The sequence below is a fragment of the uncultured Pseudoflavonifractor sp. genome, assembly GCA_904419835.1.
Lineage (GTDB): Bacteria > Bacillota > Clostridia > Oscillospirales > Oscillospiraceae > Pseudoflavonifractor.
In genome coordinates, this window is sequence record CAJFTA010000001.1 from 1 (window position 1) to 24,153 (window position 24,153).

23 protein-coding genes are annotated in these 24,153 nt (G+C 64.9%); 16 read left to right on the forward strand and 7 right to left on the reverse strand.

The features are described from left to right. The 4 genes from QZY67_RS00005 to QZY67_RS00020 all read left to right on the forward strand — a co-directional run. On the forward strand, window positions 1-763 hold a 763-nt coding region (locus QZY67_RS00005), incomplete at its 5' end, for a class I tRNA ligase family protein (protein WP_295367970.1). Between the two features lie 206 nt (window positions 764-969). Next, on the forward strand, window positions 970-1,152 hold the full coding sequence (gene rpsU / locus QZY67_RS00010) for a 30S ribosomal protein S21 (protein WP_294520882.1): 183 nt from the start codon (window positions 970-972) through the stop codon (window positions 1,150-1,152). A gap of 110 nt (window positions 1,153-1,262) precedes the next feature. After that, window positions 1,263-1,436, forward strand: a complete 174-nt coding sequence (locus tag QZY67_RS00015; protein ID WP_294535199.1) for a hypothetical protein — start codon at window positions 1,263-1,265, stop codon at window positions 1,434-1,436. Between the two features lie 274 nt (window positions 1,437-1,710). Then, the gene (locus tag QZY67_RS00020; RefSeq protein ID WP_295367972.1) at window positions 1,711-3,063 is read left to right on the forward strand and encodes an MATE family efflux transporter; all 1,353 of its coding nucleotides are present in this window, start codon (window positions 1,711-1,713) and stop codon (window positions 3,061-3,063) included. Window positions 3,064-3,101: 38 nt separating this feature from the next. Here the strand turns inward: QZY67_RS00020 and QZY67_RS00025 are convergent, their stop codons facing one another. The 6 genes from QZY67_RS00025 to QZY67_RS00050 form a co-directional block, all read right to left on the reverse strand. Continuing rightward, window positions 3,102-5,339 carry a DUF6273 domain-containing protein gene (locus QZY67_RS00025; RefSeq protein ID WP_295367973.1) on the reverse strand — a complete coding sequence of 746 codons (2,238 nt, stop codon included), beginning with the start codon at window positions 5,337-5,339 and terminating at the stop codon, window positions 3,102-3,104. A 34-nt stretch (window positions 5,340-5,373) separates the two neighbouring features. Then, entirely contained in the window at window positions 5,374-6,402 is a 1,029-nt protein-coding gene (locus tag QZY67_RS00030) for a beta-eliminating lyase-related protein (protein WP_295367974.1), read from the reverse strand. Between the two features lie 75 nt (window positions 6,403-6,477). Then, window positions 6,478-8,160, reverse strand: a complete 1,683-nt coding sequence (locus tag QZY67_RS00035; protein WP_295367975.1) for a glutamine--tRNA ligase/YqeY domain fusion protein — start codon at window positions 8,158-8,160, stop codon at window positions 6,478-6,480. A gap of 137 nt (window positions 8,161-8,297) precedes the next feature. Continuing rightward, window positions 8,298-9,248, reverse strand: a complete 951-nt coding sequence (locus QZY67_RS00040; RefSeq protein ID WP_295367976.1) for an NAD(P)-dependent oxidoreductase — start codon at window positions 9,246-9,248, stop codon at window positions 8,298-8,300. 119 nt (window positions 9,249-9,367) lie between these two features. Then, on the reverse strand, window positions 9,368-9,922 hold the full coding sequence (locus QZY67_RS00045) for a Fe-S-containing hydro-lyase (protein WP_295367977.1): 555 nt from the start codon (window positions 9,920-9,922) through the stop codon (window positions 9,368-9,370). A gap of 3 nt (window positions 9,923-9,925) precedes the next feature. Then, complete coding sequence (locus QZY67_RS00050; RefSeq protein ID WP_295367978.1) at window positions 9,926-10,615, reverse strand: hypothetical protein; 690 nt, start codon at window positions 10,613-10,615, stop codon at window positions 9,926-9,928. A gap of 221 nt (window positions 10,616-10,836) precedes the next feature. On the opposite strand from QZY67_RS00050, the gene QZY67_RS00055 reads away from it, so the two are divergent. The 9 genes from QZY67_RS00055 (at window position 10,837) to QZY67_RS00095 (ending at window position 20,518) form a co-directional block, all read left to right on the forward strand. After that, a complete protein-coding gene (locus QZY67_RS00055) occupies window positions 10,837-11,703 on the forward strand; it encodes a class I SAM-dependent methyltransferase (RefSeq protein WP_294535177.1) in 867 nt (288 codons plus the stop codon). 27 nt (window positions 11,704-11,730) lie between these two features. Continuing rightward, window positions 11,731-12,579, forward strand: a complete 849-nt coding sequence (locus QZY67_RS00060) for an energy-coupling factor transporter ATPase (RefSeq protein WP_295367980.1) — start codon at window positions 11,731-11,733, stop codon at window positions 12,577-12,579. Window positions 12,580-12,646: 67 nt separating this feature from the next. Next, window positions 12,647-13,516, forward strand: coding sequence for an energy-coupling factor transporter ATPase (locus QZY67_RS00065; RefSeq protein ID WP_295367981.1), 870 nt, complete (start codon window positions 12,647-12,649; stop codon window positions 13,514-13,516). After that, complete coding sequence (locus QZY67_RS00070; RefSeq protein ID WP_295367982.1) at window positions 13,517-14,323, forward strand: energy-coupling factor transporter transmembrane component T; 807 nt, start codon at window positions 13,517-13,519, stop codon at window positions 14,321-14,323. A gap of 204 nt (window positions 14,324-14,527) precedes the next feature. After that, window positions 14,528-15,277, forward strand: coding sequence for a tRNA pseudouridine(38-40) synthase TruA (gene truA, locus QZY67_RS00075; protein WP_295367983.1), 750 nt, complete (start codon window positions 14,528-14,530; stop codon window positions 15,275-15,277). A 34-nt stretch (window positions 15,278-15,311) separates the two neighbouring features. Continuing rightward, window positions 15,312-16,514 (forward strand): DUF5711 family protein, encoded by a 1,203-nt coding sequence (locus tag QZY67_RS00080; protein ID WP_294535164.1) that lies wholly within the window; start codon window positions 15,312-15,314, stop codon window positions 16,512-16,514. Window positions 16,515-16,553: 39 nt separating this feature from the next. Continuing rightward, window positions 16,554-17,258 carry a CvpA family protein gene (locus tag QZY67_RS00085; RefSeq protein ID WP_295367984.1) on the forward strand — a complete coding sequence of 235 codons (705 nt, stop codon included), beginning with the start codon at window positions 16,554-16,556 and terminating at the stop codon, window positions 17,256-17,258. A gap of 41 nt (window positions 17,259-17,299) precedes the next feature. After that, window positions 17,300-17,833: a CDP-diacylglycerol--glycerol-3-phosphate 3-phosphatidyltransferase gene (pgsA, locus tag QZY67_RS00090; RefSeq protein ID WP_295367985.1), complete on the forward strand. Its 534-nt coding sequence runs from the start codon at window positions 17,300-17,302 to the stop codon at window positions 17,831-17,833. A 186-nt stretch (window positions 17,834-18,019) separates the two neighbouring features. Continuing rightward, window positions 18,020-20,518, forward strand: coding sequence for an ATP-dependent Clp protease ATP-binding subunit (locus QZY67_RS00095; protein WP_295367986.1), 2,499 nt, complete (start codon window positions 18,020-18,022; stop codon window positions 20,516-20,518). 65 nt (window positions 20,519-20,583) lie between these two features. On the opposite strand, the gene QZY67_RS00100 is transcribed toward QZY67_RS00095, so the two are convergent. Continuing rightward, the gene (locus tag QZY67_RS00100) at window positions 20,584-21,294 is read right to left on the reverse strand and encodes a 4Fe-4S binding protein (protein ID WP_295367987.1); all 711 of its coding nucleotides are present in this window, start codon (window positions 21,292-21,294) and stop codon (window positions 20,584-20,586) included. Window positions 21,295-21,381: 87 nt separating this feature from the next. Here QZY67_RS00100 and QZY67_RS00105 point away from each other — a divergent pair, with 87 nt between their 5' ends. The 3 genes from QZY67_RS00105 to QZY67_RS00115 all read left to right on the forward strand — a co-directional run bounded on the left by QZY67_RS00105 (window position 21,382) and on the right by QZY67_RS00115 (window position 24,106). Then, entirely contained in the window at window positions 21,382-22,074 is a 693-nt protein-coding gene (locus tag QZY67_RS00105) for a Crp/Fnr family transcriptional regulator (RefSeq protein ID WP_295367988.1), read from the forward strand. Window positions 22,075-22,139: 65 nt separating this feature from the next. Continuing rightward, window positions 22,140-22,685, forward strand: coding sequence for a sigma-70 family RNA polymerase sigma factor (locus QZY67_RS00110; RefSeq protein WP_295367989.1), 546 nt, complete (start codon window positions 22,140-22,142; stop codon window positions 22,683-22,685). Then, window positions 22,682-24,106: a hypothetical protein gene (locus QZY67_RS00115; RefSeq protein WP_295367990.1), complete on the forward strand. Its 1,425-nt coding sequence runs from the start codon at window positions 22,682-22,684 to the stop codon at window positions 24,104-24,106. Before QZY67_RS00110 ends, QZY67_RS00115 begins: the two co-directional genes overlap by 4 nt. Window positions 24,107-24,153 lie beyond the last annotated feature (47 nt).

The following is a 24,153-nucleotide window of genomic DNA, read 5'->3' on the forward strand; positions in this document are numbered from 1 at the left end:
CTACGACATCGGCGTGGTGCCCACCAAGGAGCCCTACCAGAAGCGCACCTCCCACGGCATGATCCTGGGCGAGGGCGGCGAGAAGATGTCCAAGAGCCGGGGCAACGTGGTCAACCCCAACGACGTGGTGGCCCAGTACGGCGCGGACACCATGCGCACCTATATCATGTTCATCGGCGACTTTGAGAAGGCCGCCTCCTGGAGCGACAACGCCGTCAAGGGCTGCAAGCGCTTCCTGGACCGGGTGTGGAACCTGTCCGAGCAGCTTAGCGGCGGGGAGGGCTACTCCGCCGCCAACGAGAGCGCCATCCACAAGACCATCAGGAAGGTGTCCGACGACATCGAGGCCATGAAGTTCAACACCGCCATCGCCGCCCTCATGGCCCTGGTCAACGACTTCTACGCCAACGGCTGCTCCAAGGGCGACTACGCCGCCCTGCTGCTCATGCTCTCCCCCTTCGCGCCCCACATGGTGGAGGAGCTGTGGGAGACCCTGGGCTACGCCGCCCAGGCCGGCGGCATGGCCTGCCAGCAGTCCTGGCCCGCCTACGACGAGAGCAAGACCATCGACGCCCAGGTGCAGATGGCCGTCCAGGTGTGCGGCAAGCTCCGCGCCACCATCACCGTGCCCATGGACAGCGATGAGGACACCGTGGTGGCCGAGGCCCTTAAGGACCCCAAGGTCCAGAAGTTCACCGAGGGCAAGAACCTGGTCAAGACCATCCTGGTGCCCAACAAGCTGGTCAACCTGATCGCAAAATAAGTGAGGCGCCGGCCGCACCGGCTCCCAATCCGGGGCAGGGCGGCGCAGGGAAAGGGAAATTTTTTCCCTTTAAAAGATTCCCTTGACAAGACGCTGAATTTTTCATATAATACTACTGTTAAAGCCATATCTAGTAGGCGCAACCGCCTATGCCTGTGGCCCTTTCGTGGCAGACAGGTCTGCCGCGTCGGAGGGAGGGGAAATCAATGTCGGAAGTCCGTGTGAAAGAGGGCGAGTCCCTGGAGAACGCCCTGAAGCGTTTTAAGCGCAGCTGCGCCAAGTCGGGCGTCCTGGCCGAGGTGCGTAAGCGCGAGTGCTATGAGAGTCCGAGCGTAAAGCGCCGCAAGAAGTCTGAGGCCGCGCGCAAGAACCGCAAGAAATTCTACTAAGAATTTAAAACCCCACAGCCGTCAGGCTGTGGGGTTTTTGCTGCCCTCAGGCAGAACACGCCGCATCAATTGCCCCGTTTCTGTGCACACTGTGGGGGAGGTGATGCAGCATGAGACGGGAATACAACGATATGTACGCCCTCTTCCGCCATGAGCCGGGCGCGGAGGAGTATTTCGACCAGCTGCCCAGCTACCTTCAGGACCGGATCCGGCCCCGCTACCAGATGGTGAATTCCTTCGCGGAGCTGGAGGACTGTGCGGAGCGGCTGAGTGGGCCGGAATGAATAGAAGGGGCGGGCGGAGAGGCGCCCAAATGCGTCAGATCTCACAATTGAAAAATCGCGCCTGTGCTCTATAATAAATGTCTGCTGAATAAACCGCAAATCGGTTTATTCGCGCGGCGGCAGCCGCGCAATTGCATAAAAACGGCTCTGAGCCGTTTTTATGCAATTCAACCATTGTTACAGTACGCATGATAATAGGCAGTGCCTCTGCTGAGGCGCACCCATTTGTATTTGCGGCATTGTCCGGAGGGTCAGGTGTGCGATGGAAAAGACGATGACAAAACCCAGAGCGTCCGGCGGACGGGAGAACAACATTCTCCTGCTGACCGGGCCGATTTTTGTGGAGCTGCTGCTCCAGATGCTGGTGGGCAACGCGGACCAGATCATGGTGGGCTGGGTGGACCCAAACGGTGTGGGAGCCATCGGCAACGCCAACCAGGTGACCAACCTGCTGCTGCTGGTGTTCTCCGTGGTGTGCACCGCCTCCATGATCCTCATCTCCCAGTACATCGGCGCCCGGGACACCAGAAGCATCAACGAGACCTACACCGTGTCCCTCTTCACCAACATTGTCTTCGGCGTGGCGGTGAGCCTGATTCTGGTGCTGGGCTGCGGGCCCATCTTCCGGCTGATGGGCGTCCATGAGGAGATTTTTGACAAAGCCTGCCTCTATATGCGCATCATCGGCGCGGGCATGGTGTTCCAGGCGGTGTATCTGACCTTTACCGCTTTCTTCCGCTCCAGCCAGATGATGAAGGAGACCATGGTTATCTCCGTGCTCATGAACTGCCTGAACATCGCGGGCAACTACATCCTCATCAACGGCGTGGGGCCCCTGCCCGCCCTGGGCATTGCCGGCGCGGCCATCTCCAGCGGCCTGAGCCGGATGGTGGGCATGGTCATCATCGCCGTGCTCTTCTGGAAAAAATTCGGCCCGGTGATCCGCTTCTCCCAGCTGCGGCCCTTCCCCAGGGAGCAGCTGCGGCGGCTGCTCCGCATCGGCGTGCCCGCCGGCGGCGAGTCGGTGAGCTACAACATGTCCCAGATCTGCATCCAGACTGTGTGCAACCGCTTTGCCGCCTTTGTGGTGAACACCAGGGTGTACGCCAACATCTTTGCCAACGTCACCTACATGTTCGGATCGGCCATGAGCCAGGCCTGCCAGGTGGTGGCCGCCCGGCTCATGGGCGCGGAGAAGGTGGAGGAGACCAACCGGCAGGTGTACCGCACCGTGCTCTGCTCCATGGTCATCTCGGGGGCCATGTCCGTCGTGCTGTTCCTGCTGTGCGAGCCGGCCTACCGCCTGTTCACCACAGACCCCCAGGTCCTGGCCCTGGCCAGAACCATTATGCTCATCGAAATTCCCCTGGAGCTGGGCCGGGCGGTGAACATGACCATGTGCCGGGCCCTCCAGGCCTGCGGGGACATCCGGTTCCCCATCGTCATCTGCGTCATTGACGCCTGGCTGGTGGGCGTGGGCGGCAGCTGGCTGCTGGGCGTGGTGTTTGAAATGGGCCTGGCGGGGCTGTGGATTGCCATGGCGGCGGACGAGTGCATCCGGGCCGGCCTCTTCCTCTGGCGCTGGCACAGCCGCGCCTGGGTGAACAAGCGCCTGCTGGAGAAATAAAACGACTGCCTGTCTCTCTGAGACAGGCAGTCGTTTTATCATGGTTCCGGGATAAAGGGATCTCCAACACTGCCCGAGCCGGTGAGCTCCGTCCCCGCCGCCAGGGTCACCACCGGGCGGACGCCCCAGGTGTCGGCGGCGTCCCGCATGTAGAAGTACCCGTCGGCGCCCAGGATACGCACCATGGAGCCGTTGTTGAAGTAGGGGGTGTCCATCCAGCAGGGGGGGCCGGAGAGCAGCCCCGCCCGGGACAGGGAGGCCATCAGGCCGATGTCGGGCAGGCGGACGGCGTCGGTGCAGTCCATGGCCACCGCCTCCTCCATGCCCCGGTCACTGTAGGCCGGCACATGGAAGGCGAAGAAGTCGTTGAAGCCGGAGTCGGCCAGCGACCGGTCCGCGATGGACAGCAGCACACGATGGCTGCCCGTCACCAGCATCTCCTGTTCCGACTGGTCAAAGGCGGACGTGAGGAAGTCGCCGTTGAGCCACGCCCGCAGGTCGGAGTCGCTCCACCGGCTGCTGCCCAGGTCCCCGTCCCGGTCAAAGGGGCGGCTGTCCACCGCCTCCGCCGCCAGGAGCAGCCAGCTGCCGTCCTCCTGCTGCTCCACAGCCTGCCACAGGAGGGACTCCCCCTCCCAGACGCCCAGCTGGACGTAGGCCCCAGCTTCCAGATTGTCGTGGGGCAGCCGCTCCCGCACCAGGGAGATTCCGGCGGGCACGGCCAGCAGCAGGCACAGCGCCCCGGCGGTTCCCCCCGCCAGCACAGCGGCAGGACGGCCTGCCCGCTCCGGCACAGACAGCCGGTACCCCAGCCAGGCCAGCAGCAGGAGCAGCAGCAGGTCGATGAACTGGGCGAAGGCGAACATGTGCTTGGCCAGGTCCCCCTCGCCGTTTGTGACCGTTGGGATGAGAAACTGGTAGGCCATGGCGCCCAGCAGGGTGAGCACCAGGAGGGCGGCGGAGCGCTTATCCCGCCCCGCGCCCTTCCGGCCCGCCGCGGCCCGCCACAGGGCCCAGCAGCCCGCCGCCGTGATGAGCCCGGCTGCCAGCCAGGTGTTGACGGGCAGCTGGCTCCTCAGCCAGCTCCAGCCGCCGAAGCGGCCGGCAAAGGTGAGCCGGGGGTGGGTGCCGTCCAGGTTGGAGAGGTAGTAGGGCCGGATAAAGCCGGTGTGGGCCATGGCCACGTCCAGCTTTTCCAGGTAGTAGCCCGGGTGGGAGAGGTAGAAGAACAGCAGGTCGAACTTGGACACCTGGGAGAAGTCCGCCCGGAACTGCTCGCTCTCCCGGGCGGGGGCCGCCCGGTCCATATAGTAGTTGGAGTTGGCGTACTCCGCCATATAGTCCGGCAGGCCCAGGTCGGAGAGGTACTGTTCGGTCTGCTCCGGGGTGGTGTCCTTGAGGACGCCGTAGAACACGGCGTTGTAATTGGTCTCATAGTCCATCCAGCCGGGGAGGGAGAGGTACACCGCCCCCAGTACGGCCACGCAGGCAGCAGCGCCGCCGCACAGCCACTTCCGGTATTTTTTCTCCGCCCGGAGGAACAGCACCGCCCCCATGCCCAGGGCGCACAGGGCGGCCGCCGGCAGATTGATGAACTTGCTCCAGCCGTACACCACGCAGGAGAGGAAGTACCACCCCGCGTTCCAGCCCGGGCTGCCCCGGCGGGAGAGCAGCCGCAGGCCGAACACCGCCATGGACAGCAGGCCCAGCATCTGCACCGGCTCGCTGTACAGGGAGTTGAAGTAGGTGATGTACCCCTCGTCGCACAGGACCAAGAGGACGGCCAGCTTTGCCAGCAGGTCGCACCACAGGGAGGGCAGCTTGAAGGAGCGGAAGAGCAGGAGCAGCAGCCCGGCATAGCACAGCAGGTAGATAAGGCCCAGCACCTGGATATGGTAGGTGTCCAGGCTCTGGCCGGTGAGCACGTTGAGGGCCAGGTTGCCCGCCAGGGAGGCCCGGACGAACACCAGGTGGATGGAGGGGTAGGCGGCGGTGTTGTCCAGATTGAAGAGGAGGTTCCACAGCTTCTCCCCGGCGGAATCCCCCTGAAAGACCATACGGAAGGTGTCCTCATACGCAAAGGAGCCGGTGCTCTCCGCATAGTCCAGGGAGTTGGTGCTCAGCACACGGCCAAAGTCCCCGTTGTTGGACAGGCCCGCCCCGCCGCCGGAGAAGAGCACCAGGGCCATGATGACCGCCGCCAGCCCGGCCAGCAGGAAGGGGCCGAACCGGTCATAGAATTGGGCCGCCCCTGGGGCGGAAGGCTGTCTGTTCATAGGTCACCTCATGGAAGATGGGGATGATAGCGGGTTACAGCGCTTCTTTCAGCGCGGAGAGGAAGCCGTCCACGTCGGCCTGCCGGGTGGCGAAGGAGGTCACCAGCCGGACCACCGTGTGGTCAGCGTCCTGACGGGTCCACACCTCGTAGGTGCACAGTCTGTCCAGCGCGGGGAGCAGGCTGTCGGGCACCACGGGGAACACCATGTTGCTGGCCGAGCGGGGGGCCATGGGCAGCCCCAGCGCCTCCAGGCCGGTCTGGAGCGCCTGGGCCATGTCCACCGCGTGGCGGGCGATGGTCCAGTAGAGCCCGTCCTCCAGCAGGGCATGGAACTGGAGCCCCAGCAGCCAGCCCTTGGCCAGCACCGCGCCCCGCTGCTTCTTGATGCGGAAGAAGCCCTCCTGAAGGGTGGGGTTGACGATGATCAGGGCCTCGCCCATGAGGGCGCCGTTCTTGGTGCCGCCGATGTAGAACGCGTCGGTGAGGCGGGCCAGGTCGGGGAGGGTCAGGTCGTTCCCCGCCGCGCCGAAGGCGGCCCCCAGCCGGGCGCCGTCCAGGAACAGCAGCAGGCCGTTGGCCCTGCAGCAGGAGGAGAGGGCCTCCAGCTCGGCCAGGGTGTACACCGCGCCGTTCTCCGTGGCGTCCGAGATGTAGACCAGCCTGGGCAGCACCACATGCTCATTGCGGCCCTCCTCCACCAGGGGGAGGATGAGCTCCGGGGTCAGCTTGCCGTCCGGCCCGGCCTGGGCCTGGAGCAGCTTGTGGCCGGTGGCCTCCACCGCGCCGCCCTCATGGCCGTTGACGTGGCCGGTGTGGGCGCAGATGACCCCCTCCCAGGGGCGGAGGAAGGCGGCGACGGCGGTGAAGTTGGTCTGGGTGCCGCCGATGAGAAACTGGACGTCCGCCCCGGGGCAGCGGCACAGGTCTCTGATGAGCTGGGCGGCCCTGGCGCAGTACTGGTCGGCGCCGTAGCCCACGACGTGCTCGCCGTTGTGGGCGGCCAGGGCGGCGAGGACGGCGGGATGGGCGCCCTCGGAGTAGTCGTTGCGGAAATTGTACATGTTCACTCACCTCGTGGAAGAAAAAGGGGCCGCAGGCCGCCCCCGAAGCCGGGGAGGGCCTGCGGCCGCCGGGAATCAGAATTTGAAGCTGTCCTTCAGGCTCACGGACCGGTTGAACACCAGGTGATCAGGGGAGGAGTCCCTGCTGTCCACGCAGAAGTAGCCCTGGCGCAGGAACTGGAAGGAGGCGGGGGCGGCGGCATCCGCCAGGCTGGCCTCCACCTTAGCGCCGGAGAGCACCTCCAGGGAGTTGGGGTTCAGGCAGTCCAGGAAGTTCTTGTCGCCGGCGCCGGGGTCGGCGTCGGAGAACAGGTTGTCGTACAGACGGATCTCCGCGTCCACGGCGGTGGCGGCGTCCACCCAGTGGATGGTGGCGCCCTTCACCTTGCGGCCGTCGGCGGGATCTCCCCCCCGGGAGTCGGGGTCGTACTCGCAGAGAACCTCCACCACGCTGCCGTTCTCGTCCTTCACGCAGCCGGTGCACTTGATGAGATAGGCGCCCTTCAGGCGGCACTCGGGGCCATCGGGGTAGAGGCGCTTGTACTTGGGCACCGGGGTCTCCAGGAAGTCCTCGGCCTCAATGTACAGGTGGCGGGAGAAGGACACCTCGCGGACGCCGTCCTCGGGGCGGCTGGGGTTGTTCTCCACGGTGAAGGTCTCGCTCTGGCCCTCGGGGTAGTTGGTGACGGTGAGCTTGATGGGGCGCAGCACCGCCATGCGGCGCAGGGCCACCTCGTTCAGGTCCTCCCGGAGGCAGTGCTCCAGGAAGGCGAACTCCACGGTGGAGGCCGCCTTGCTCACGCCGTTGCGCTCGGAGAAGTTGCGGATGGACCGGGGGGTATAGCCCCGGCGGCGCAGGCCGCACAGGGTGGGCATGCGGGGGTCGTCCCAGCCGGAGACCCGGCCCTCCTCCACCAGCTGGCGCAGCTTCCGCTTGCTCATGACGGTGTAGTTGATGCCCAGCCGGGCAAACTCAATCTGACGGGGCTTGGAGGGCAGGTCGCAGTGGGCAATGACCCAGTCGTACAGGGGGCGGTGGTCCTCAAACTCCAGGGAGCACAGGGAGTGGGTGATGCCCTCCAGGGCGTCCTCGATGGGGTGGGCGAAGTCGTACATGGGGTAGATGCACCACTTGTCCCCCTGGCGGTGGTGGTGCATGTGGTTGATGCGGTAGATGACGGGGTCCCGCATGTTGAAGTTGCCGCTGCTGAGGTCAATCTTGGCCCTCAGGGTCATGCGGCCGTTCTCAAACTCGCCGGAGCGCATGCGGGCGAACAGGTCCAGGGACTCCTCCACAGGGCGGTCCCGGTAGGGGGAGCGGGCGGGGGTGTTCACGTCGCCCCGGTACTCCTTAAACTGCTCGGGGGTCAGCTCGCAGACGTAGGCCAGGCCCTTCTTAATGAGCGCCACGGCGCAGTCGTACATCTTTTCAAAGTAATCGGAGGCGTAGTAGAACCGGTCACCCCAGTCGTAGCCCAGCCAGTGGATGTCCTCCTGGATGGCCTCCACATACTCCACATCCTCCTTGGTGGGGTTGGTGTCGTCCATGCGGAGGTTGCACAGCCCGCCGTACTTCTCGGCGGTGCCGAAGTCGATGAAGATGGCCTTGGCGTGGCCGATGTGGAGGTAGCCGTTGGGCTCGGGGGGGAAGCGGGTATGGACGGTCATGCCCTGGAACTGACCACCCTGGGCGATGTCCTCGTCAATGAAATCATGGATGAAGTTTTGGGTCATGGTGGTGTTCAGCTCTTCGGTCATGTTGTTTCACTCCTTAAATGTTCCATTCCTGCCGTGCCGCCCGGAGACAGCCGGCTAAATTCTTATTTTACCCGCTGTATACAGAAATTGCAATGGATTTCTTGCAGTTGAGCGGAAAAATCTGCCTCGATTTGACCTCAGCCCACCACGTTGACGGGGCGGCCCGCCAGATAGGCGGCGATGTTCTCCGCCAGCAGGGAGACGAGCCGCTGCCTGGTCTCCAGGCCCTTCCAGCCCATGTGGGGGGTGAGGATGACGTTTTCCATGGCATAGAGGGGGTTGTCCGCCGCCGGGGGCTCGGTCTCCTGCACGTCCAGGCCCGCGCCCGCGATGGTTCCGGCCCGCAGGGCGTCAATGAGCGCGGCCTCGTCCACCAGGGCGCCCCGGGCGGTGTTGATGAGAAAGGCGGTGGGCTTCATGAGGGCCAGGGCGTCCCGGCCGATGAGGTGCCGGGTGGCGGCGGTGAGGGGGCAGTGGAGGGAGACGTAGTCGCTCCGGCGGAGCAGCTCCTCCAGGCCGACGCAGGTCACGCCGGGGCCGTAGTCCCGGGGGGTGCGGCTGCAGACCAGCACCTCCATGTCCAGGGCCAGGGCGATTTTCATCACCGCCCGGCCGATGCTGCCCGCGCCGATGAGCCCCAGGGTCTTGCCGTTGATCTCCACATGGTCCAGGCCCAGGCAGCGGGTGAAATTGCTCCGGTCGCCCCGCTCCAGCATCCTGATCTGGGCGCCCATGGAGGAGCTGAGGCACAGGAGGAGCATGACGGCCGTGTGGGCCACCCGCTGGGAGCTGTACGCCGGAATGTTGCACACGGTGATGCCCCTGGCCCTGGCGGCGGCCAGGTCGATGTTGTTGTAGCCGGTGCCCGCCTCACAGATGAGCTTCACCGAGTCGGGGAACCGGGCGATGAGCTCGGCGGGCACGGGCAGCTCCTTGGTCACGGCGATCTCGCAGCCCTGGAGCCGCTGGGGAATCTGCTCGGGCGTGCTGTCTTCATAGATGGTGACATGGGGGGCCAGGGAAGTGAGGTCCAGCCTCCCATCGTAGTTCATTTTTGCGGCGTTGAGCACCACGGTGGTTCCGTTCATGGGATCCTTCCTCTCAAGACTGATTGAGCTTACTATATCAGCCCGGGACGGCGTTGGCAAGAGGGACAGAAAAGAGCGGCGCGGAATCTCTTCCGCGCCGCTGAGAGATATTCAGCGCATTACCGGGCCCAGGCGGCCCGGCCGGTCTCGTAGAGGTTGCCGCCCCGGGCGTCAATGGCCACGGTGAGGGGGAGGTCCTGAACGGTCATCCGCTTGACCGACTCGCAGCCCAGGTCCTCAAAGGCGATGACCTCCGCCGTTTTGATGCACCTGGCAATAAGGGCACCGGCGCCGCCCACGGCGGCAAAGTACACCCCGCCGCTGCGGACGATGGCGTCCACCACGGCCTGGGACCGCTGGCCCTTGCCAATCATGGCCCGCAGTCCCAGGTCCAGCAGCCGGGGGGCGTAGGGGTCCATCCGGCTGGAGGTGGTGGGGCCGCAGGCCCCCACCGCCATGCCCTGCTGGCCGGGGGTGGGCCCGGCGTAGTAGATGACTGCGTCCTTCAGAGGGAAGGGCGGATCCTTACCCTGGTCCAGCAGGGCGAAGATGCGCTTGTGGGCCGCGTCCCGGGCGGTGTAGATGACGCCCGACAGGAGCACCCTGTCCCCGGCCCGGAGGGAGGGGGCGGCGGCGGGCAGCTGCTGCGTGGTGAGAGAGACGGTCTGCGCCATGGCTCACTCCTCCGTCAGGGGCTCGGGGGCCTTGGGGGGCTCCCCCTCGCGGCAGACCTGGAGCAGCTTCTCCAGGGCGGTGTCGTGCTCGGCGAACTCGGCGGTGATGTGCTCCAGGCTGCGGGCCACCCGGTCCAGCTCGCCGGCGGCGTGGGAGATGGTGGCGTCCACGTCGGTGCGCAGGCGGTCGTACCCCGCCTCCACCCGGTCCAGCCATACCCGGACCTGATCCCGGGTCTCTCTGGCCTTTTTCTCCGCCTCGGCCTGGATGGCCTGGGCCCGGTAGTGGGCGTCCAGCTCAATGCCGGCCACCCGGTCCTTGACGCCGGCGTAGGCCTCGGCGTCCGCCTCCGAGCGGGACAGGCGGGACTGGGCCGCGGAGAGCTCCTCCTCCACCCGCGCCAGCCGGGCGGCCTTCTCCTCCAGCTCGGTCCGGACGGCGTCCAGCGCGTCGCTCTTCTCCTTCAGCTGGGCGGCCAGGGCCTCGGCCCGGGCGGACAGCTCCTCCTCCCGGCGGGCCGCGTCGGCCAGCTTCTTCTCCGCCTCGGAAGCGGTCCTGCGGGCCTCCTCCAGATCCCTGGTCAGGGCGGTTACCTTCTCCCGGTGCTGCCTGGAGGAGGTCTCCACATAGTTCAGCACATCCTGCTTATGAAATCCGCCGAAGGCCACGCTGCGGAACTGCTGCTCACTCATAATGAGACACCTCGTCTTTCTGCGAAAATAGGCTCGCAATCACAGACAGTATATCATAATTCTCCGCCCGATACAATGATTTGCGGGGCGGAATGGGCGGAGTGCCGAGAAAAACGCCCGGGAAATCCCGCGGATAGGGGGAGTTATGAATTGACGTTCCGGCGGAAGGGGTGATATAATATACTGATTTTGTATGCACATATGTTTTGAGGGATATGCTTATGTGGATTTCTGACAAGTGGAACGACTACGAGCTGATTGACTGCGGCGGCGGGGAGAAGCTGGAGCGCTGGGGCAAGTACACCCTGGTGCGGCCCGACCCCCAGGCCATCTGGAACACCCCCCGGGAGAACCGGCTGTGGCGGCGGCCCGACGCCCGGTACGCCCGCTCCTCCACCGGCGGCGGCCAGTGGGAGAAGAAGGACGTGCCCGAGCGCTGGCAGATATCCTACGGGGACCTGACCTTCAACATCAAGCCCATGAACTTCAAGCACACCGGGCTCTTCCCCGAGCAGGCCGCCAACTGGGACTTTGCCCGGGAGCAGATTAAAAAGGCGGGGCGGCCCGTGTCGGTGCTCAACCTCTTCGCCTACACCGGCGGGGCCACCGTGGCCTGCGCCGCCGCCGGCGCCAGCGTGTGCCACGTGGACGCGGCCAAGGGCATGGTGGCCTGGGCCAGGGAGAACGCCAAGTCCTCCGGCGTGGAGGACAGGCCCATCCGCTGGATCATCGACGACTGCGGCAAGTTTGTGGAGCGGGAGATCCGCCGGGGCCGGAGGTACGACGCGGTGATCATGGACCCGCCGTCCTACGGCCGGGGCCCCTCCGGCGAGATCTGGAAGCTGGAGGAGAACCTCTACCCCTTTGTGGAGCTGGTGGCCCAGGTGCTGTCCGACGAGCCCCTGTTCTTCCTCATCAACTCCTACACCACGGGCCTTGCCCCCTCGGTGCTGACCTATATTCTGGAGACCGTGGTGTCCAGACGGCACGGCGGCCGCACCGAGAGCGCCGAGCTGGGCCTGAGCGTCACCGAGACCGGCCTGGCGCTGCCCTGCGGCGCCACCGGCCGCTGGATGGCCGACCGCTAAAGAACAACAGGGAATGGGAGGCAAGAGATGGCCAATTCCATTGTAAAAACCGACAACCTCCGCTTCTCCTACGAAGCCGAGGGGGGACTCGCCCCGGTGGTGCTGGACGGGGTGGACCTGGAAATTGAAGAGGGCAGCTTTGTGGCGGTGCTGGGCCACAACGGGTCGGGCAAATCCACCCTGGCCAAGCACATGAACGCCATTCTGCTGCCCACCGGCGGCAAGGTGTACGTGGACGGCATGGACACCTGCAACGACGACAAGCTGCTGGACATCCGCCGCACCGTAGGCATGGTGTTCCAGAACCCGGACAACCAGATTGTGGCCAACGTGGTGGAGGAGGACGTGGCCTTCGCCCCCGAGAATCTGGGCGTGCCCCCGGAGGAGATCCGCCGCCGGGTGGACGAGGCCCTCAGGCTGGTGGACATGTACGACTACCGGGAGCACGCGCCCCATCTGCTCTCGGGCGGCCAGAAGCAGCGGGTGGCCATTGCGGGCGTTATCGCCATGCGGCCCCGGTGCATCGTGCTGGACGAGCCCACCGCCATGCTGGACCCCATCGGCCGGCAGGAGGTGCTGCGCACCATCCGCCAGCTCAACCGGAGCGCGGGCATCACCGTGGTGCTCATCACCCACCACATGGACGAGGCCGCCCAGGCCGACCGGCTGGTGGTCATGAGCAAGGGCAGGGTCATTGCCGACGGCGCCCCCCGGCAGGTGTTCCAGCGGGTGGAGGAGCTGAAGGCCGTGGGCCTGACGGTGCCCGAGACGGTGGAGCTGTGCTGGGAGCTGCGGAAGGAGGGGCTGGACGCCCCCCTGGACGCCCTCAGCGACGAGGACTGCGCCCAGGCGCTGTATGAGCTGCTCACCCGGTAAACCGGTATATTCCGCGGGCGTTACCTCCATAAGAGGAATGCACCACTGATAAAAAGGACTGAAGCCATTGGAAGCGATTATCCAGACGGAAAAACTCAGCCACATCTATTCCGCCGGCACCCCCTTTGAGCACGGCGCGCTGATTGATGTGGATTTCACGGCCTACCGGGGGGAGTACCTGGGCATCATCGGCCACACCGGATCGGGCAAGTCCACCCTGATTCAGCACCTCAACGGCCTGCTCAAGCCCACCTCCGGCCAGGTGCTCTTTGAGGGGAAGGACATCTGGGAGACCAAGGAGCGCACTCACCAGACCCGCTTTCACGTGGGCCTGGTGTTCCAGTACCCGGAGTACCAGCTCTTTGAGGAGACGGTGTACAAGGACATCGCCTTCGGTCCCCGGAACATGAAGCTCTCCGAGGGGGAGATCGACCGCCGGGTCCGGGAGGCGGCGGCCTTTGTGGGCCTGTCCGACGCCATGCTGGAGCAGTCCCCCTTTGAGCTCTCCGGCGGCCAGAAGCGCCGGGTGGCCATCGCGGGCGTCATCGCCATGGAGCCCTCCGTCCTCATTCTGGACGAGCCCACCGCCGGGCTGGACCCGGTGGGGGTTGAAAATATCCTATCCAACATCCACGACTACCACGTGGCCAAGAACGCCACCATCATCATTGTCTCCCACTCCATGGAGGAGGTGGCCCGGACGGTGGACCGGCTGGTGGTGGTCAACGACGGGCGCATCCCCTTCGCCGGCACGCCCCGGGAGGTCTTTGCCCACGAGGAGGAGCTGATTGCCATGGGCCTGGGCGTGCCCCAGGTGACCCGGGTGCTCCACCGGCTGAGAAAGCTGGGCGTGGACGTGGACGACACGGCCTACACCATGGAGCAGGCCAAGGCGGCCGTCATGGCGGCGTACAGAGCGCGGAAGGGGGCGGTGTAAGTGGCGCTGAAGGACATTACCCTGGGGCAGTATTTCCCCGGAAATTCCATTCTCCACCGCCTGGACCCCCGGACCAAAATTCTCCTCACCGCCATGTATATCGTGGCCCTCTTCCTGGCCAAGCAGCTGGTGGGGTACGGCATTATGATGGTGGTGCTGGCCTCGGCCATTGCCGTGTCCAAGGTGAAGCTGAAGACCATCTTCCGGGGCCTCAAGCCCATCATGATGATTATCGTCATCACCGCCTTCCTCAACCTGTTCTGGACGCCGGGACAGACCATCTGGAAGTGGGGCTTCCTCAACCTGACGGTGGAGGGCATCTGGTCGGCCATCTTTATGGTGCTGCGCATCTCCATGCTCATTCTGTGCACCTTCCTGCTGACCTACACCACCTCGCCCATTCTCCTCACCGACGGACTGGAGAACCTGATGGGCCCCCTGAAGAAAATCCATGTGCCCGTCCATGAGCTGTCCATGATGATGTCCATCGCCCTCCGCTTCATCCCCACCCTCATTGAGGAGACGGACAAAATCATGTCCGCCCAGAAGGCCCGGGGCGCCGACTTTGACACCGGCGGCCTGATGGACAAGGCCAAGGCCCTCATCCCCCTGCTGGTGCCCCTGTTTATCTCGGCCTTCCGCCGGGCGGACGAGCTGGCCGTTGCCATGGAGTGCCGCTGCTATCACGGCGGAGAGGGCCGCACCCGCCTGCGCCAGCTGAAATACCGCAGGGCCGACGTGGCGTTCCTGGTGTGCGGGCTGGCGGTCTGCGTGGCCGTGGGCGTGCTGGGGCACTTCGGCCTGTGAAATTTAAGAAATTTCTAATGAAAGCTCTATGATTTTATGAGAAATATCGCGTTAAAATTGATGTATGTGGGGACGACCTACCACGGGTGGCACCGCAGCGTATAGCAAACGTGCCGGTGGCACGTTTGCAGCGTAGGCTCCGGCGGCTATGCCGGCGGAGGGGAAGTAAAGTAGAAGAAGAGAGGAAAGGCGAGGTAGGCCGTCATGCGGAATATAGCGTTAAAACTGATGTATGTGGGGACGGCCTACCACGGGTGGCAGATCCAAAAAAACGCCGTCACCGTGGAGGAGACCCTGGAGAAGGCGCTGGCGTCGGTGGTGGGCCATGCGGTGAAGTGCACCGGCGCGGGCCGCACCGACGCGGGCGTCCACGCGGAAAACTATATCGCCAATTTCCGCACCACCTCCACCATCCCCTGCGACCGGCTTCCCCTGGCGGTGAACACCCGCCTGCCGGAGGACATTGTGGTGGTCAAGGCCACTGAGGTTCACGACGGCTTCAACGCCATCGGCTCCTGTATCAAAAAAGAGTACACCTACCGCATCTACAACTCCCGCATCCGCAACGCCTTTTTCGTCAACCGGGCCTGGTTTTACCCCAAGCACCTGGACGAGACGGTGATGCAGGCGGCGGCCGACCGGTTTGTGGGCACCCACGACTTTGCCGCCGTCCAGTCGGTGGGCACGGAGGTGCAGTCCACGGTGCGGACCGTGCACTACTTCAACATAACCCGCTCGGGGGACATGATTGCGTGCCGGGTGTGCGCCAACGGCTTCCTCTATAATATGGTGCGGGCCATGGTGGGCACCTGCGTGTACGCCGCGGAGGGCAAATTCCCGCCGGAGGCGGTGAGCGACATTCTGGAGGGCCGCTGCCGCACGGCAGCAGGGCCCACCGCGCCTCCCGGCGGCCTGTACATGACGCAGCTGTGGTATGAGGAGGACGTGCTCTGAGACGCAGAATTTTTAAGGAATTTGGTGCATACACATGAACGACAGACGGGCGGCGCCCGAGGGCGGGCAGAAGAAAAAACCGAATATTCTGGTCCGCCTGCTGGCCTTCCTGGTGACGCTGGCGCTGATTTTCGGCGCGGTGACCCTGGTGGTCTACCGGGACCGGCTGAATTTTGACGCAATCCGGCGGTACTTCACCTACCGCAGCCTGGAGCGGAACGACAGCGGCCAGGCCGAGTCCTTTGCCCACGAGGGCGGCGCCCGGGACATTTTCGTCTCAGCGGGGGAGAACCTGCTGGTGTGCTCCACCACCGGCGTGCGGCTGTTTTCCGGCAGCGGCACCCAGTATGCAAACGAACAGGTCGTGATGGAGCAGCCGGTGGCCATGGCGGCGGGGGAGTGGTCCCTGGCCTACGATGCCGGCGGCAGCAGCCTCTACCTCTTCCGGGACAGGGAGAAGGTGTTCTCCCTGGGCGCGGAGGACGGCATGACCATCCTCTCCGCCCGGGTCAATGAGAGCGGCTGGCTGGCGGTGGTCACCCAGGCGGCCAGCTACAAGGGCTCTGTGACCGTGTACAACCCCCAGCAGCAGCCGGTGCTCCAGCTGAACCGGTCCAGCGGCTTTGTGATGGACGCGGTGGTGACGGAGGACGGCGGGTACCTGGCCGCAGTCACCGTCAGCCAGAGCGGCGGGTCCTTTGCCAGCAGCCTGGACTTCTACCGGCTGGACCGGACCGAGGAGGAGACCGAACCGGACGCCTCCTCCCCGCTGGACGGCAGCGTGATTTTGGACCTGCGGGAGCAGGACGGGGCGCTGTGGGCGCTGGGGGATACGGCGGTGTTTGTCATCTCCCTGGAGGAGCGGAGCCTGGGGGAGCGGACGGGGGCGTACAGCTACCCGGACCAGTACCTGAAGGAGTTCTCGCTGGAGGGGGAGGGGTACGCCGCGCTGCTGCTGGGCAAGTACCGGGCCGGTACCCAGGCCCAGCTGCTGGTGACCGACGCGTCGGGCCAGGCGGCGGGCGCCCTGGACATCGGGGAGCAGGTGCTCTCCCTGTCCGCGGCGGGGCGGTATATCGCCGTGCTCACCGCCGACCGGCTGGACATCTACACCTCGGATCTCCGGCCCTACGACAGCCTGTCCGGCACCCAGAACGCCCAGAAGGTGCTCATGCGGCCGGACGGCACCGCCATGCTCATCGGTGCAAAAACAGCCCGGCTCTACATCCCGGGCTGAGGGAAAAACGCTTTCTTGTGATTCCATATGGAGGTTCCCATGTCTTATTTGGTATTTGACATTGCGATTGCGGTAATTCTGATTCTCTTCGCCTGGCGGGGCGCGTCCAGGGGCTTTGTGCTCTCCCTGTGCGGCCTGCTGGCCGTGGTGGTGGCCTTTGTGGGGGCCAGCTTCCTGGCCAACCTGCTGGCGCCCAAGGTGGGCGCCGCCCTGGAGCCCAGGTTCGCCCAGGCAATTGAGGAGCGGCTGGAGGAGCAGTTCCAGCAGTCAGGCCCGGCGGAGGACGCCGCCGGCCTGGCAGAGGGGGAGGACTACCCCCTTCAGGACGTGCTGTCCGTGCTCAGGGACATGGGGCTCTATGAGGACCTGGTGAACACCATCGACCAGGCGGTCCAGGACGGTATGACCGCCGTGGCTGCCAATGCGGCGGCGGCCGTCGCCGCCGCCATCGCCCAGTCGGTGGCCTATACGGTGATTTTCACCGTGGCCTTTGCGCTGATTCTGATTGCGTGGAAGGTGTTCTCCCACGCGGTGGACCTGGTGGCAAAGCTGCCCGGCCTGAACTTCCTCAATAAGACCGGCGGCGCCGCCATGGGGCTCATCAAGGGCGTGCTCATCCTCTTCCTGGCGGCCTGGCTCATCCAGTATTCCGGCAAGCTCATCCCGGAGGAGACCGTCCAGCAGACCCACCTGCTCAAGTTCTTCATGACCACCAATCCCATAACCCTGCTTCAGGGGCTGTAACGGAGCATCCCCGCCATTCCACACAAATGAAGGTGTTAACGATGAATGTGCCTAATTTTCTCTCCCTGCTCCGGCTGGCTATGGTGCCGGTCTTTGCGGTGGTATTCTTCCAGCCCAGCCCCACGGCGCGCTACTGGGCGGCGGGAGTGTACGCCCTGGCCTTTGTCACCGACGTGGCCGACGGCTATATCGCCCGCCACTTCAACCAGATCACCCGCCTGGGGCGGATTCTGGACCCGCTGGCGGACAAGCTGATGACCTTCACGGTTATCGTGTGTATCACAGCGGCGGGCATCATCCCCGTCTGGGCGGTAATCATCTTCTTCTGCAAGGAGGCCGCCATGGGCCTGGGCGCCCTGTCCATGCTCCATAAGATTGACGACGTCATCCCCTCCAACTGGCTGGGCAAGGTCTCCACGTTCGTGTTCTTTGTGGTGTGCGCCGCCCTGGTGCTCTTCCCCCAGATTCCCCGGAGCTGGGCCACCGGCATGATCTCCTTCGCCCTGGTTCTGACCATTCTGGCCTTCCTCTACTATCTGTGGCTGTATATGAGCGTGTTGGGCAAGAAGAAGTGAGACCATCCACAGAGGGCCGGAAAATAAAAAACCAAGTAAATTACCAGAAATTCATATCCAGTTCACAATTTCGCACTAGAATTTTTTCTCCGGGGCACAGCAAAGCCCCAAGGGGAGGAGATCTCCCCCTTAAAGGAGCTGAACACGATAATGCAACCTACACTCTGTTCCAGATGTCACAAGAATGTGGCTGTTATTTTTATCCAGAAAATTGAGGGCGGCGAGACCAAGAGCGAGGGCCTGTGCCTCAAATGCGCCCGGGAGCTGGGCATCAAGCCCGTTGAGGACATGATGCAGAAGATGGGCATCAGCGACGAGGACCTGGACGGCCTGACCAACGAGATGCTCTCCGCCTTCGGCGGCGCCGAGGGCATGGAGGGGCTGGTGCCCCAGGGGGGCGACGAGGGCGACAGCGGCGAGGACGACGAGGGCCGCACCGCCACCTTCCCCTTCCTCAACAAGCTCTTCGGCGGCGCCCAGGGCGGGGGAGACAACCCGCCCAAGGAGGAATCCCGCCCCCGGGAGGAGAAGAACGGCAAGGAGCGCGCCCCCAAGCGGAAGTTTTTGGAGAACTACTGCATCTCCCTGACCCAGAAGGCCGCCGAGGGCAAGCTGGACAATATCGTGGGCCGGGACCAGGAGATTGAGCGCACCATCCAGATCCTCAACCGCCGCCAGAAGAACAACCCCTGCCTCATCGGTGAGCCCGGCGTGGGCAAGACCGCCATCGCCGAGGGCCTGGCCCAGCGGATTTATTCCGGCAATGTGCCCTACAAGCTCCAGGACAAGGAGGTCTACCTGCTGGACCTGACCGCCCTGGTGGCGGGCACCCAGTTCCGGGGCCAGTTCGAGAGCCGGATGAAGGGCCTGATTGACGAGGTCAAGAAGCTGGGCAATATCATCCTGGTCATCGACGAGGTCCACAACATTGTGGGCGCCGGCGACGCCGAGGGCAGCATGAACGCCGCCAACATCCTCAAGCCCGCCCTGTCCCGGGGCGAGATCCAGGTCATCGGCGCCACCACCCTCACCGAGTACCGCAAGTACATCGAGAAGGACTCCGCCCTGGAGCGCCGGTTCCAGCCCGTCATCGTGGAGGAGCCCTCCATTGAGGACGCGGTGAAGATCATCATGGGCATCAAGTCCTACTATGAGAAGTACCACTTCGTGTCCATCTCCCCTGAGATGGCCCGCATGGCCGTCACCATGAGCGAGCGGTACATCACCGACCGCTACCTGCCCGACAAGGCCATCGACCTCATCGACGAGGCCTGCTCGGACGTTAACCTCCACAACGCCAACCTGGCCCGGGAGGCCCAGCTGAAGAAGGACCTGGAGGCCATCTCCAAAGAGCGGGAGGCCCTGGTGGCCGAGGCCAACAGCCGGGACTTCAAGCGGCAGAGCGACCTGAAGGCCAACGAGAGCCGCCAGGCGGAGATCCGCCGGGAGCTGAACAAGCTCACCGACGAGTACAGCGCCCTGTCCGCGGCCGGCGGCCAGGAGGCCGGTATGAAGGACAACGAGCGGGAGCAGGCCCGCCTCCAGCGGGAGCTGCAGAAGCTGGTCCAGGAGCGGAGCGCTCTCAACGCCTCCACCGGCGATGAGGACTACCAGCGCCTGGCCGTTATCAAGAGCCGGGAGCTCCAGCTCCAGCAGGAGCTGGACAAGCTGGAGGCCCAGAGCGCCCCGCCCCTGACCGTGGCCCACCTGGCCCGGGTCATCGAGCTGTGGACCAAGATTCCCGCCAGCCAGATCCAAGAGGCCGAGTATGAGCGTCTGGCCCAGCTGGAAAGCCGCCTCAAGGAGCACATCATCGGCCAGGACGACGCGGTAAAGGCCGTGGCCGCCGCCGTCCGCCGCGGCCGGGTGGGCATCGCCTCCAAGCGCAAGCCTGTGTCCTTTATCTTTGTGGGCTCCACCGGCGTGGGCAAGACCGAGCTGGTCAAGCGGCTGGCCATGGATATGTTCCACTCCCCCGAGTCCCTTATCCGGCTGGATATGTCCGAGTTCATGGAGAAGTTCGCGGTCAGCCGCATCATCGGCTCCCCGCCGGGCTATGTGGGCTATGACGAGGCTGGCCAGCTCACCGAGAAGGTCCGCCGCAAGCCCTACTGCGTCATCCTCTTCGATGAGATTGAGAAGGCCCACCCCGACGTGCTCAACATCCTGCTCCAGATTCTGGACGACGGCCACATCACCGACGCCCAGGGCCGGAACGTGAACTTTGAGAACACCGTCATCGTCATGACCTCCAATGCGGGCAGCGAAGCCAAGGGCTCGGGCAGCGTGGGCTTCGGCCGCACCGCCGCCGAGCAGGGCCGCGAGCGGGCCATGAAGGCCCTGGAGAGCTTCCTGCGGCCCGAGTTCATCAACCGGGTGGACGAGATTGTCTACTTCAACCGGCTCAGCGAGGAGAACTTCAAGGCCATCGCCGGCATCATGCTGGGCGAGCTGAAGGGCACTCTGGCCGAGAAGGGCATCACCTTCACCTACGACGACAGCCTGCTGGACTACCTGGTGAAGAAGTCCTACTCCCTGACCTACGGCGCCCGCAACCTGCGCCGCCAGATCCAGAAGGACCTGGAGGACCCCATCGCCACCCGCATCATCGAGAGCTATCTCAACCCCATCCGCACGCTCCACGCCTCTTCCGACGGAGAGACCGTGCAGATTACCGGCGAATAAGCAGAATAAGAGCGCCCCGTCTCATGTTTGTGAGACGGGGCGCTCTCTGCGTTTTCTTGGCGTTCTTACTGCCGGACGGTGCGGAGAATCTCGCCCTCGGCGGAGATGACGGTGATGGTGAGGGGAATGTGCTTGCCGGAGTTGGCCACGGCCAGCTCGGCAGCCCGCTGGATGCCGCCGCAGCAGGGCACCTCCATCCGGGCGACCGTGACGCTGCGCACGTCGTTGCGGCGGAAAATCTCGGTGAGCTTGTCGGTGTAGTCGCCCTCGTCCAGCTTGGGGCAGCCCACCAGCACCACACGACCCCGGATAAAGTCCCGGTGGAAGGCACCGTAGGCGTAGGCAGTGCAGTCAGCGGCGATGAGCACGTCGGCGCCACTGAGCCAGGGGGACATGGGGTTGACCAGCTTGATCTGAACCGGCCACTGCCGCAGCTCGCTGGGAATCTCACCGGCGGCAGCGGGGCGCTCCTGACGGTGGATAGCACGGCTCATGCTGCCCGGACAGCCGCAGGGCAGGGGGGCGGCGGCCTTCTCCTTGGCCGCCTTGGCGGCCATGACGGCGGCGTGGTCGTAGGCGGGAGCCTCCCGCTCCTCAAAGGTGATGGCTCCGGTGGGGCAGGCGGGGAGACAGTCCCCCAGGCCGTCGCAGTAGTCCTCGCGGAGCAGCTTGGCCTTGCCGTCCACCATGCCGATGGCCCCCTCATGGCAGGCCGCCGCGCAGGCGCCGCAGCCGTTGCACTTGTCCGCGTCAATCTTGATAATCTTCCGAATCATAGGGAAAACCCTCCTTGTATTTGTAAGGAAAGCATACTATACTGGTATCAAATTTTCTGTTGCAGCTGCAACACGGGAGGAAAAAACATGGGGAAATTTCTGCCGGTGCTTCTGAAGTCGCCCCTCTTCGCGGGCATCGGGGCGCAGGACATGGAGGCCATGCTGGACTGCCTGGGGGCGGCGGAGCGGCGCTTCAGCAGGGGGGAGGCGGTGCTCCGGGCCGGGGAGCCCGCCCGCCGGCTGGGCGTGGTGCTGTCCGGGCGGCTCCAGGTGTGCCGGGAGGACCGGGAGGGCCGCAGGGCGGTGCTCTCCTCGGTGGCGCCGGCGGGCATCTTCGGCGAGGCCCACGCCTGCGCCGGGACGGCGGCCCTGCCGGTGTCAGTGTGGGCGGTGGAGGACAGCGCCGTGCTGCTGCTGGATATCGCCCGGGTGGTGGGGGTCTGCCCCTCCTCCTGCGTCTTCCACGGCCGCCTTGTCACCAACCTTCTGTCCGTGCTGGCGGAGAAGAACATCCTCCTGTCCGCCAAGCTGGAACATGTGTCCCGGCGGACCATCCGGGAGAAGCTGCTCTCCTACCTCTCCGCCCAGGCGGCTCTGGCGGGGAGCGACGCCTTTTCCATCCCCTTTGACCGGCAGGCCCTGGCGGACTACCTCTGCGCGGACCGGAGCGCCCTGTCCCGGGAGCTGTCCGCCCTGCGGCGGGAGGGGATTCTGGAGGCGGAGAAAAACCGGTTCCGGCTGCTGCGGGGGAGAGAGCAAAAAATTTCTCCCGGGATGTGAAACCTTTTTCCCCGTCCGTCCGTATATCAGGGTGAAACCGGTTTCAGGAAGAGAGGAGTGGCGGCATGGAGGATGAAAAGCTGGTGCGCCGCCTGCAGAAGGGGAGCCGCACGGCGCTGGAGCAGGTGATCAACCGATATACCGCCTATGTCAGCACCATCGTCTGGCGCACCCTGGGCGCCGCCGCCACCCGGGAGGATACGGAGGAGGCGGTCTCCGACGTGTTTCTCAGCCTGTGGTCCCACGCCCACGAGCTGGACCCCAAGCAGGGCCTGCGGCCCTGGCTGGGGACGGTGGCCCGCAACCGGGCCACCGACTGCCTCCGCAGGGCAAAACCCACCGTGCCCCTGGCGGAGGACGACGGGCCGTCCCCGGCGGAGGGGCCGGAGGAGACCGCCGCCGCCAAAGACCAGGCGGAGCGGCTCTGGCAGGCGGTGGACGGCCTGGGGGAGCCGGACCGGACCCTCTTCCTCCGCCACTACTACTACGGCGAGAAACTCAGCGAGGCGGTACGGGGCCTGGGCCTGAGCCCGGGCGCGGCCCGGATCCGCCTCTCCCGGGGCAGGAAAAAGCTCCGGGAGATCCTGACGAAAGGAGGGGAAGCACTGTGAGCAGCATGGAAAGGCTTTGGAAGGACATGGAGCTGTCCGGCCCATGCCCGGAAATCAACCCCGCCCACATCCGGCGCAGGGTGAACGCCGCCCTCAATGCCGACCCCTCGGAGAGGAGCATCTATATGAGACAGAAAATCCGTATGGCCGCCGTGATGGCCGCCATCGCCCTCACCGGCACCGCCCTGGCGGTGGGCACCAACTGGGACGCGCTGATGGAGCACCTGGGCCTCTTCGCCCCCTATGTCCAGACCGTGGACGGCGTGTCCGCCACCGACCAGGGGCTGAAGGTCAGCGTGGTGGCCGCCCTCAGCGACGAGAGCGGCACCAGGGCGTATGTGGCGGTCACCGACCTGACCGGCGACCGCCTGGGGGAGAACCTGGTCTACAACGGCAGGCTTGGCAGCAGCTGCATCAGCTACGACCAGTCCACCCGCACCGCCCTGCTGGAGATGCCCATGATGACCGAGCGGGACTTCAACGAGGACGGCAGCCTGACCCTGACCTTTGCCAGCTTCCAGCCCGGGTTCCGGGAGCTGACGGGCATCCCCTTCCCGGAGGCGGCCCTGAGCACCGCCGCCCGCAGCAGCCGCCTGTTCACCGACGGGGAGCTGACAAAGAAGGTGGTAAACCATGGAACCGAGGCCCGGGCGCTGCTGCCGGACCAGAACCCGGTGAAGCTGGAGGGCACCGACCTTATCTGGATCTCCTCCTCCGGCTTTGATGAAAACGGCGTGTTCCACATCCTCTACGAGATGGCCGAGGGGGTCCAGTGCGTCACAGACCCCACCCCCTTTATGGACGTTGACGGCCAGGAGACAGGCAGCTACCGGATCAACCAGCTCTCCTACGAGGGCGGGCGCTATCTGGACGTCAGCTTCCCCGACAGCGACGTGTTCACCAGAGAGAGCGTGCCGCGCCTGAAGCCGGGGGACATGGGCATTGCGCTGTACACCGGGGAGAGTATTGAGGGCAGTTGGGAACTGACCTTCTTCCCCGAAAACCTGCCCCAGCGCTCCGCCGCCATGTCCGAGACCCTCAGCGGCATGTCCATGACGGGCGTGGACCTGACCGCCATCAGCCTCCGCCTGGAGCTGACCAGCAGGGGCGGCACCCCCGCCAACTATCCGGTGAGCGTCTACCTGGCCGACGGAACCCGGATTGACATTGAGGACTGGGGCCAGATTTCAGATCTGGATGAGAGAATGACCCGGATTGTTAAGGATGGGAGGGTGTACTACGGAACTGTCGTGACACCGCCGGGGAAGGAGCGGCACTTTGCCGTCACCTGGTACCTGCCCGTGCCCATCGACCCGGAGCAGGTCACCGGCTTCTCCCTGGGCTACCGGATGTACGCCCTCCAGGACGGCGCCGCCGTCCCCACCGGCTGGCTCACCGCGCTGCCCGGTGAGGAAAAGTAACCCTTAACAGTAAGACCCTCTGCTCAGAACGTCTGTGTTCCGAGCAG

What these genes read in the sequence shown, in the direction of transcription:
- QZY67_RS00100 (WP_295367987.1), bottom strand. Translation starts at nt 21,294, where the DNA reads ATGATTCGGAAGATTATCAAGATTGACGCGGACAAGTGCAACGGCTGC.
- QZY67_RS00080 (WP_294535164.1), top strand. Translation starts at nt 15,312, where the DNA reads ATGAACGACAGACGGGCGGCGCCCGAGGGCGGGCAGAAGAAAAAACCG.
- QZY67_RS00050 (WP_295367978.1), bottom strand. Translation starts at nt 10,615, where the DNA reads ATGAGTGAGCAGCAGTTCCGCAGCGTGGCCTTCGGCGGATTTCATAAG.
- QZY67_RS00055 (WP_294535177.1), top strand. Translation starts at nt 10,837, where the DNA reads ATGTGGATTTCTGACAAGTGGAACGACTACGAGCTGATTGACTGCGGC.
- rpsU (WP_294520882.1), top strand. Translation starts at nt 970, where the DNA reads ATGTCGGAAGTCCGTGTGAAAGAGGGCGAGTCCCTGGAGAACGCCCTG.
- QZY67_RS00060 (WP_295367980.1), top strand. Translation starts at nt 11,731, where the DNA reads ATGGCCAATTCCATTGTAAAAACCGACAACCTCCGCTTCTCCTACGAA.
- QZY67_RS00035 (WP_295367975.1), bottom strand. Translation starts at nt 8,160, where the DNA reads ATGACCGAAGAGCTGAACACCACCATGACCCAAAACTTCATCCATGAT.
- QZY67_RS00025 (WP_295367973.1), bottom strand. Translation starts at nt 5,339, where the DNA reads ATGAACAGACAGCCTTCCGCCCCAGGGGCGGCCCAATTCTATGACCGG.
- QZY67_RS00105 (WP_295367988.1), top strand. Translation starts at nt 21,382, where the DNA reads ATGGGGAAATTTCTGCCGGTGCTTCTGAAGTCGCCCCTCTTCGCGGGC.
- QZY67_RS00110 (WP_295367989.1), top strand. Translation starts at nt 22,140, where the DNA reads ATGGAGGATGAAAAGCTGGTGCGCCGCCTGCAGAAGGGGAGCCGCACG.
- QZY67_RS00030 (WP_295367974.1), bottom strand. Translation starts at nt 6,402, where the DNA reads ATGTACAATTTCCGCAACGACTACTCCGAGGGCGCCCATCCCGCCGTC.
- truA (WP_295367983.1), top strand. Translation starts at nt 14,528, where the DNA reads ATGCGGAATATAGCGTTAAAACTGATGTATGTGGGGACGGCCTACCAC.
- QZY67_RS00045 (WP_295367977.1), bottom strand. Translation starts at nt 9,922, where the DNA reads ATGGCGCAGACCGTCTCTCTCACCACGCAGCAGCTGCCCGCCGCCGCC.
- QZY67_RS00085 (WP_295367984.1), top strand. Translation starts at nt 16,554, where the DNA reads ATGTCTTATTTGGTATTTGACATTGCGATTGCGGTAATTCTGATTCTC.
- QZY67_RS00040 (WP_295367976.1), bottom strand. Translation starts at nt 9,248, where the DNA reads ATGAACGGAACCACCGTGGTGCTCAACGCCGCAAAAATGAACTACGAT.
- QZY67_RS00015 (WP_294535199.1), top strand. Translation starts at nt 1,263, where the DNA reads ATGAGACGGGAATACAACGATATGTACGCCCTCTTCCGCCATGAGCCG.
- QZY67_RS00020 (WP_295367972.1), top strand. Translation starts at nt 1,711, where the DNA reads ATGACAAAACCCAGAGCGTCCGGCGGACGGGAGAACAACATTCTCCTG.
- pgsA (WP_295367985.1), top strand. Translation starts at nt 17,300, where the DNA reads ATGAATGTGCCTAATTTTCTCTCCCTGCTCCGGCTGGCTATGGTGCCG.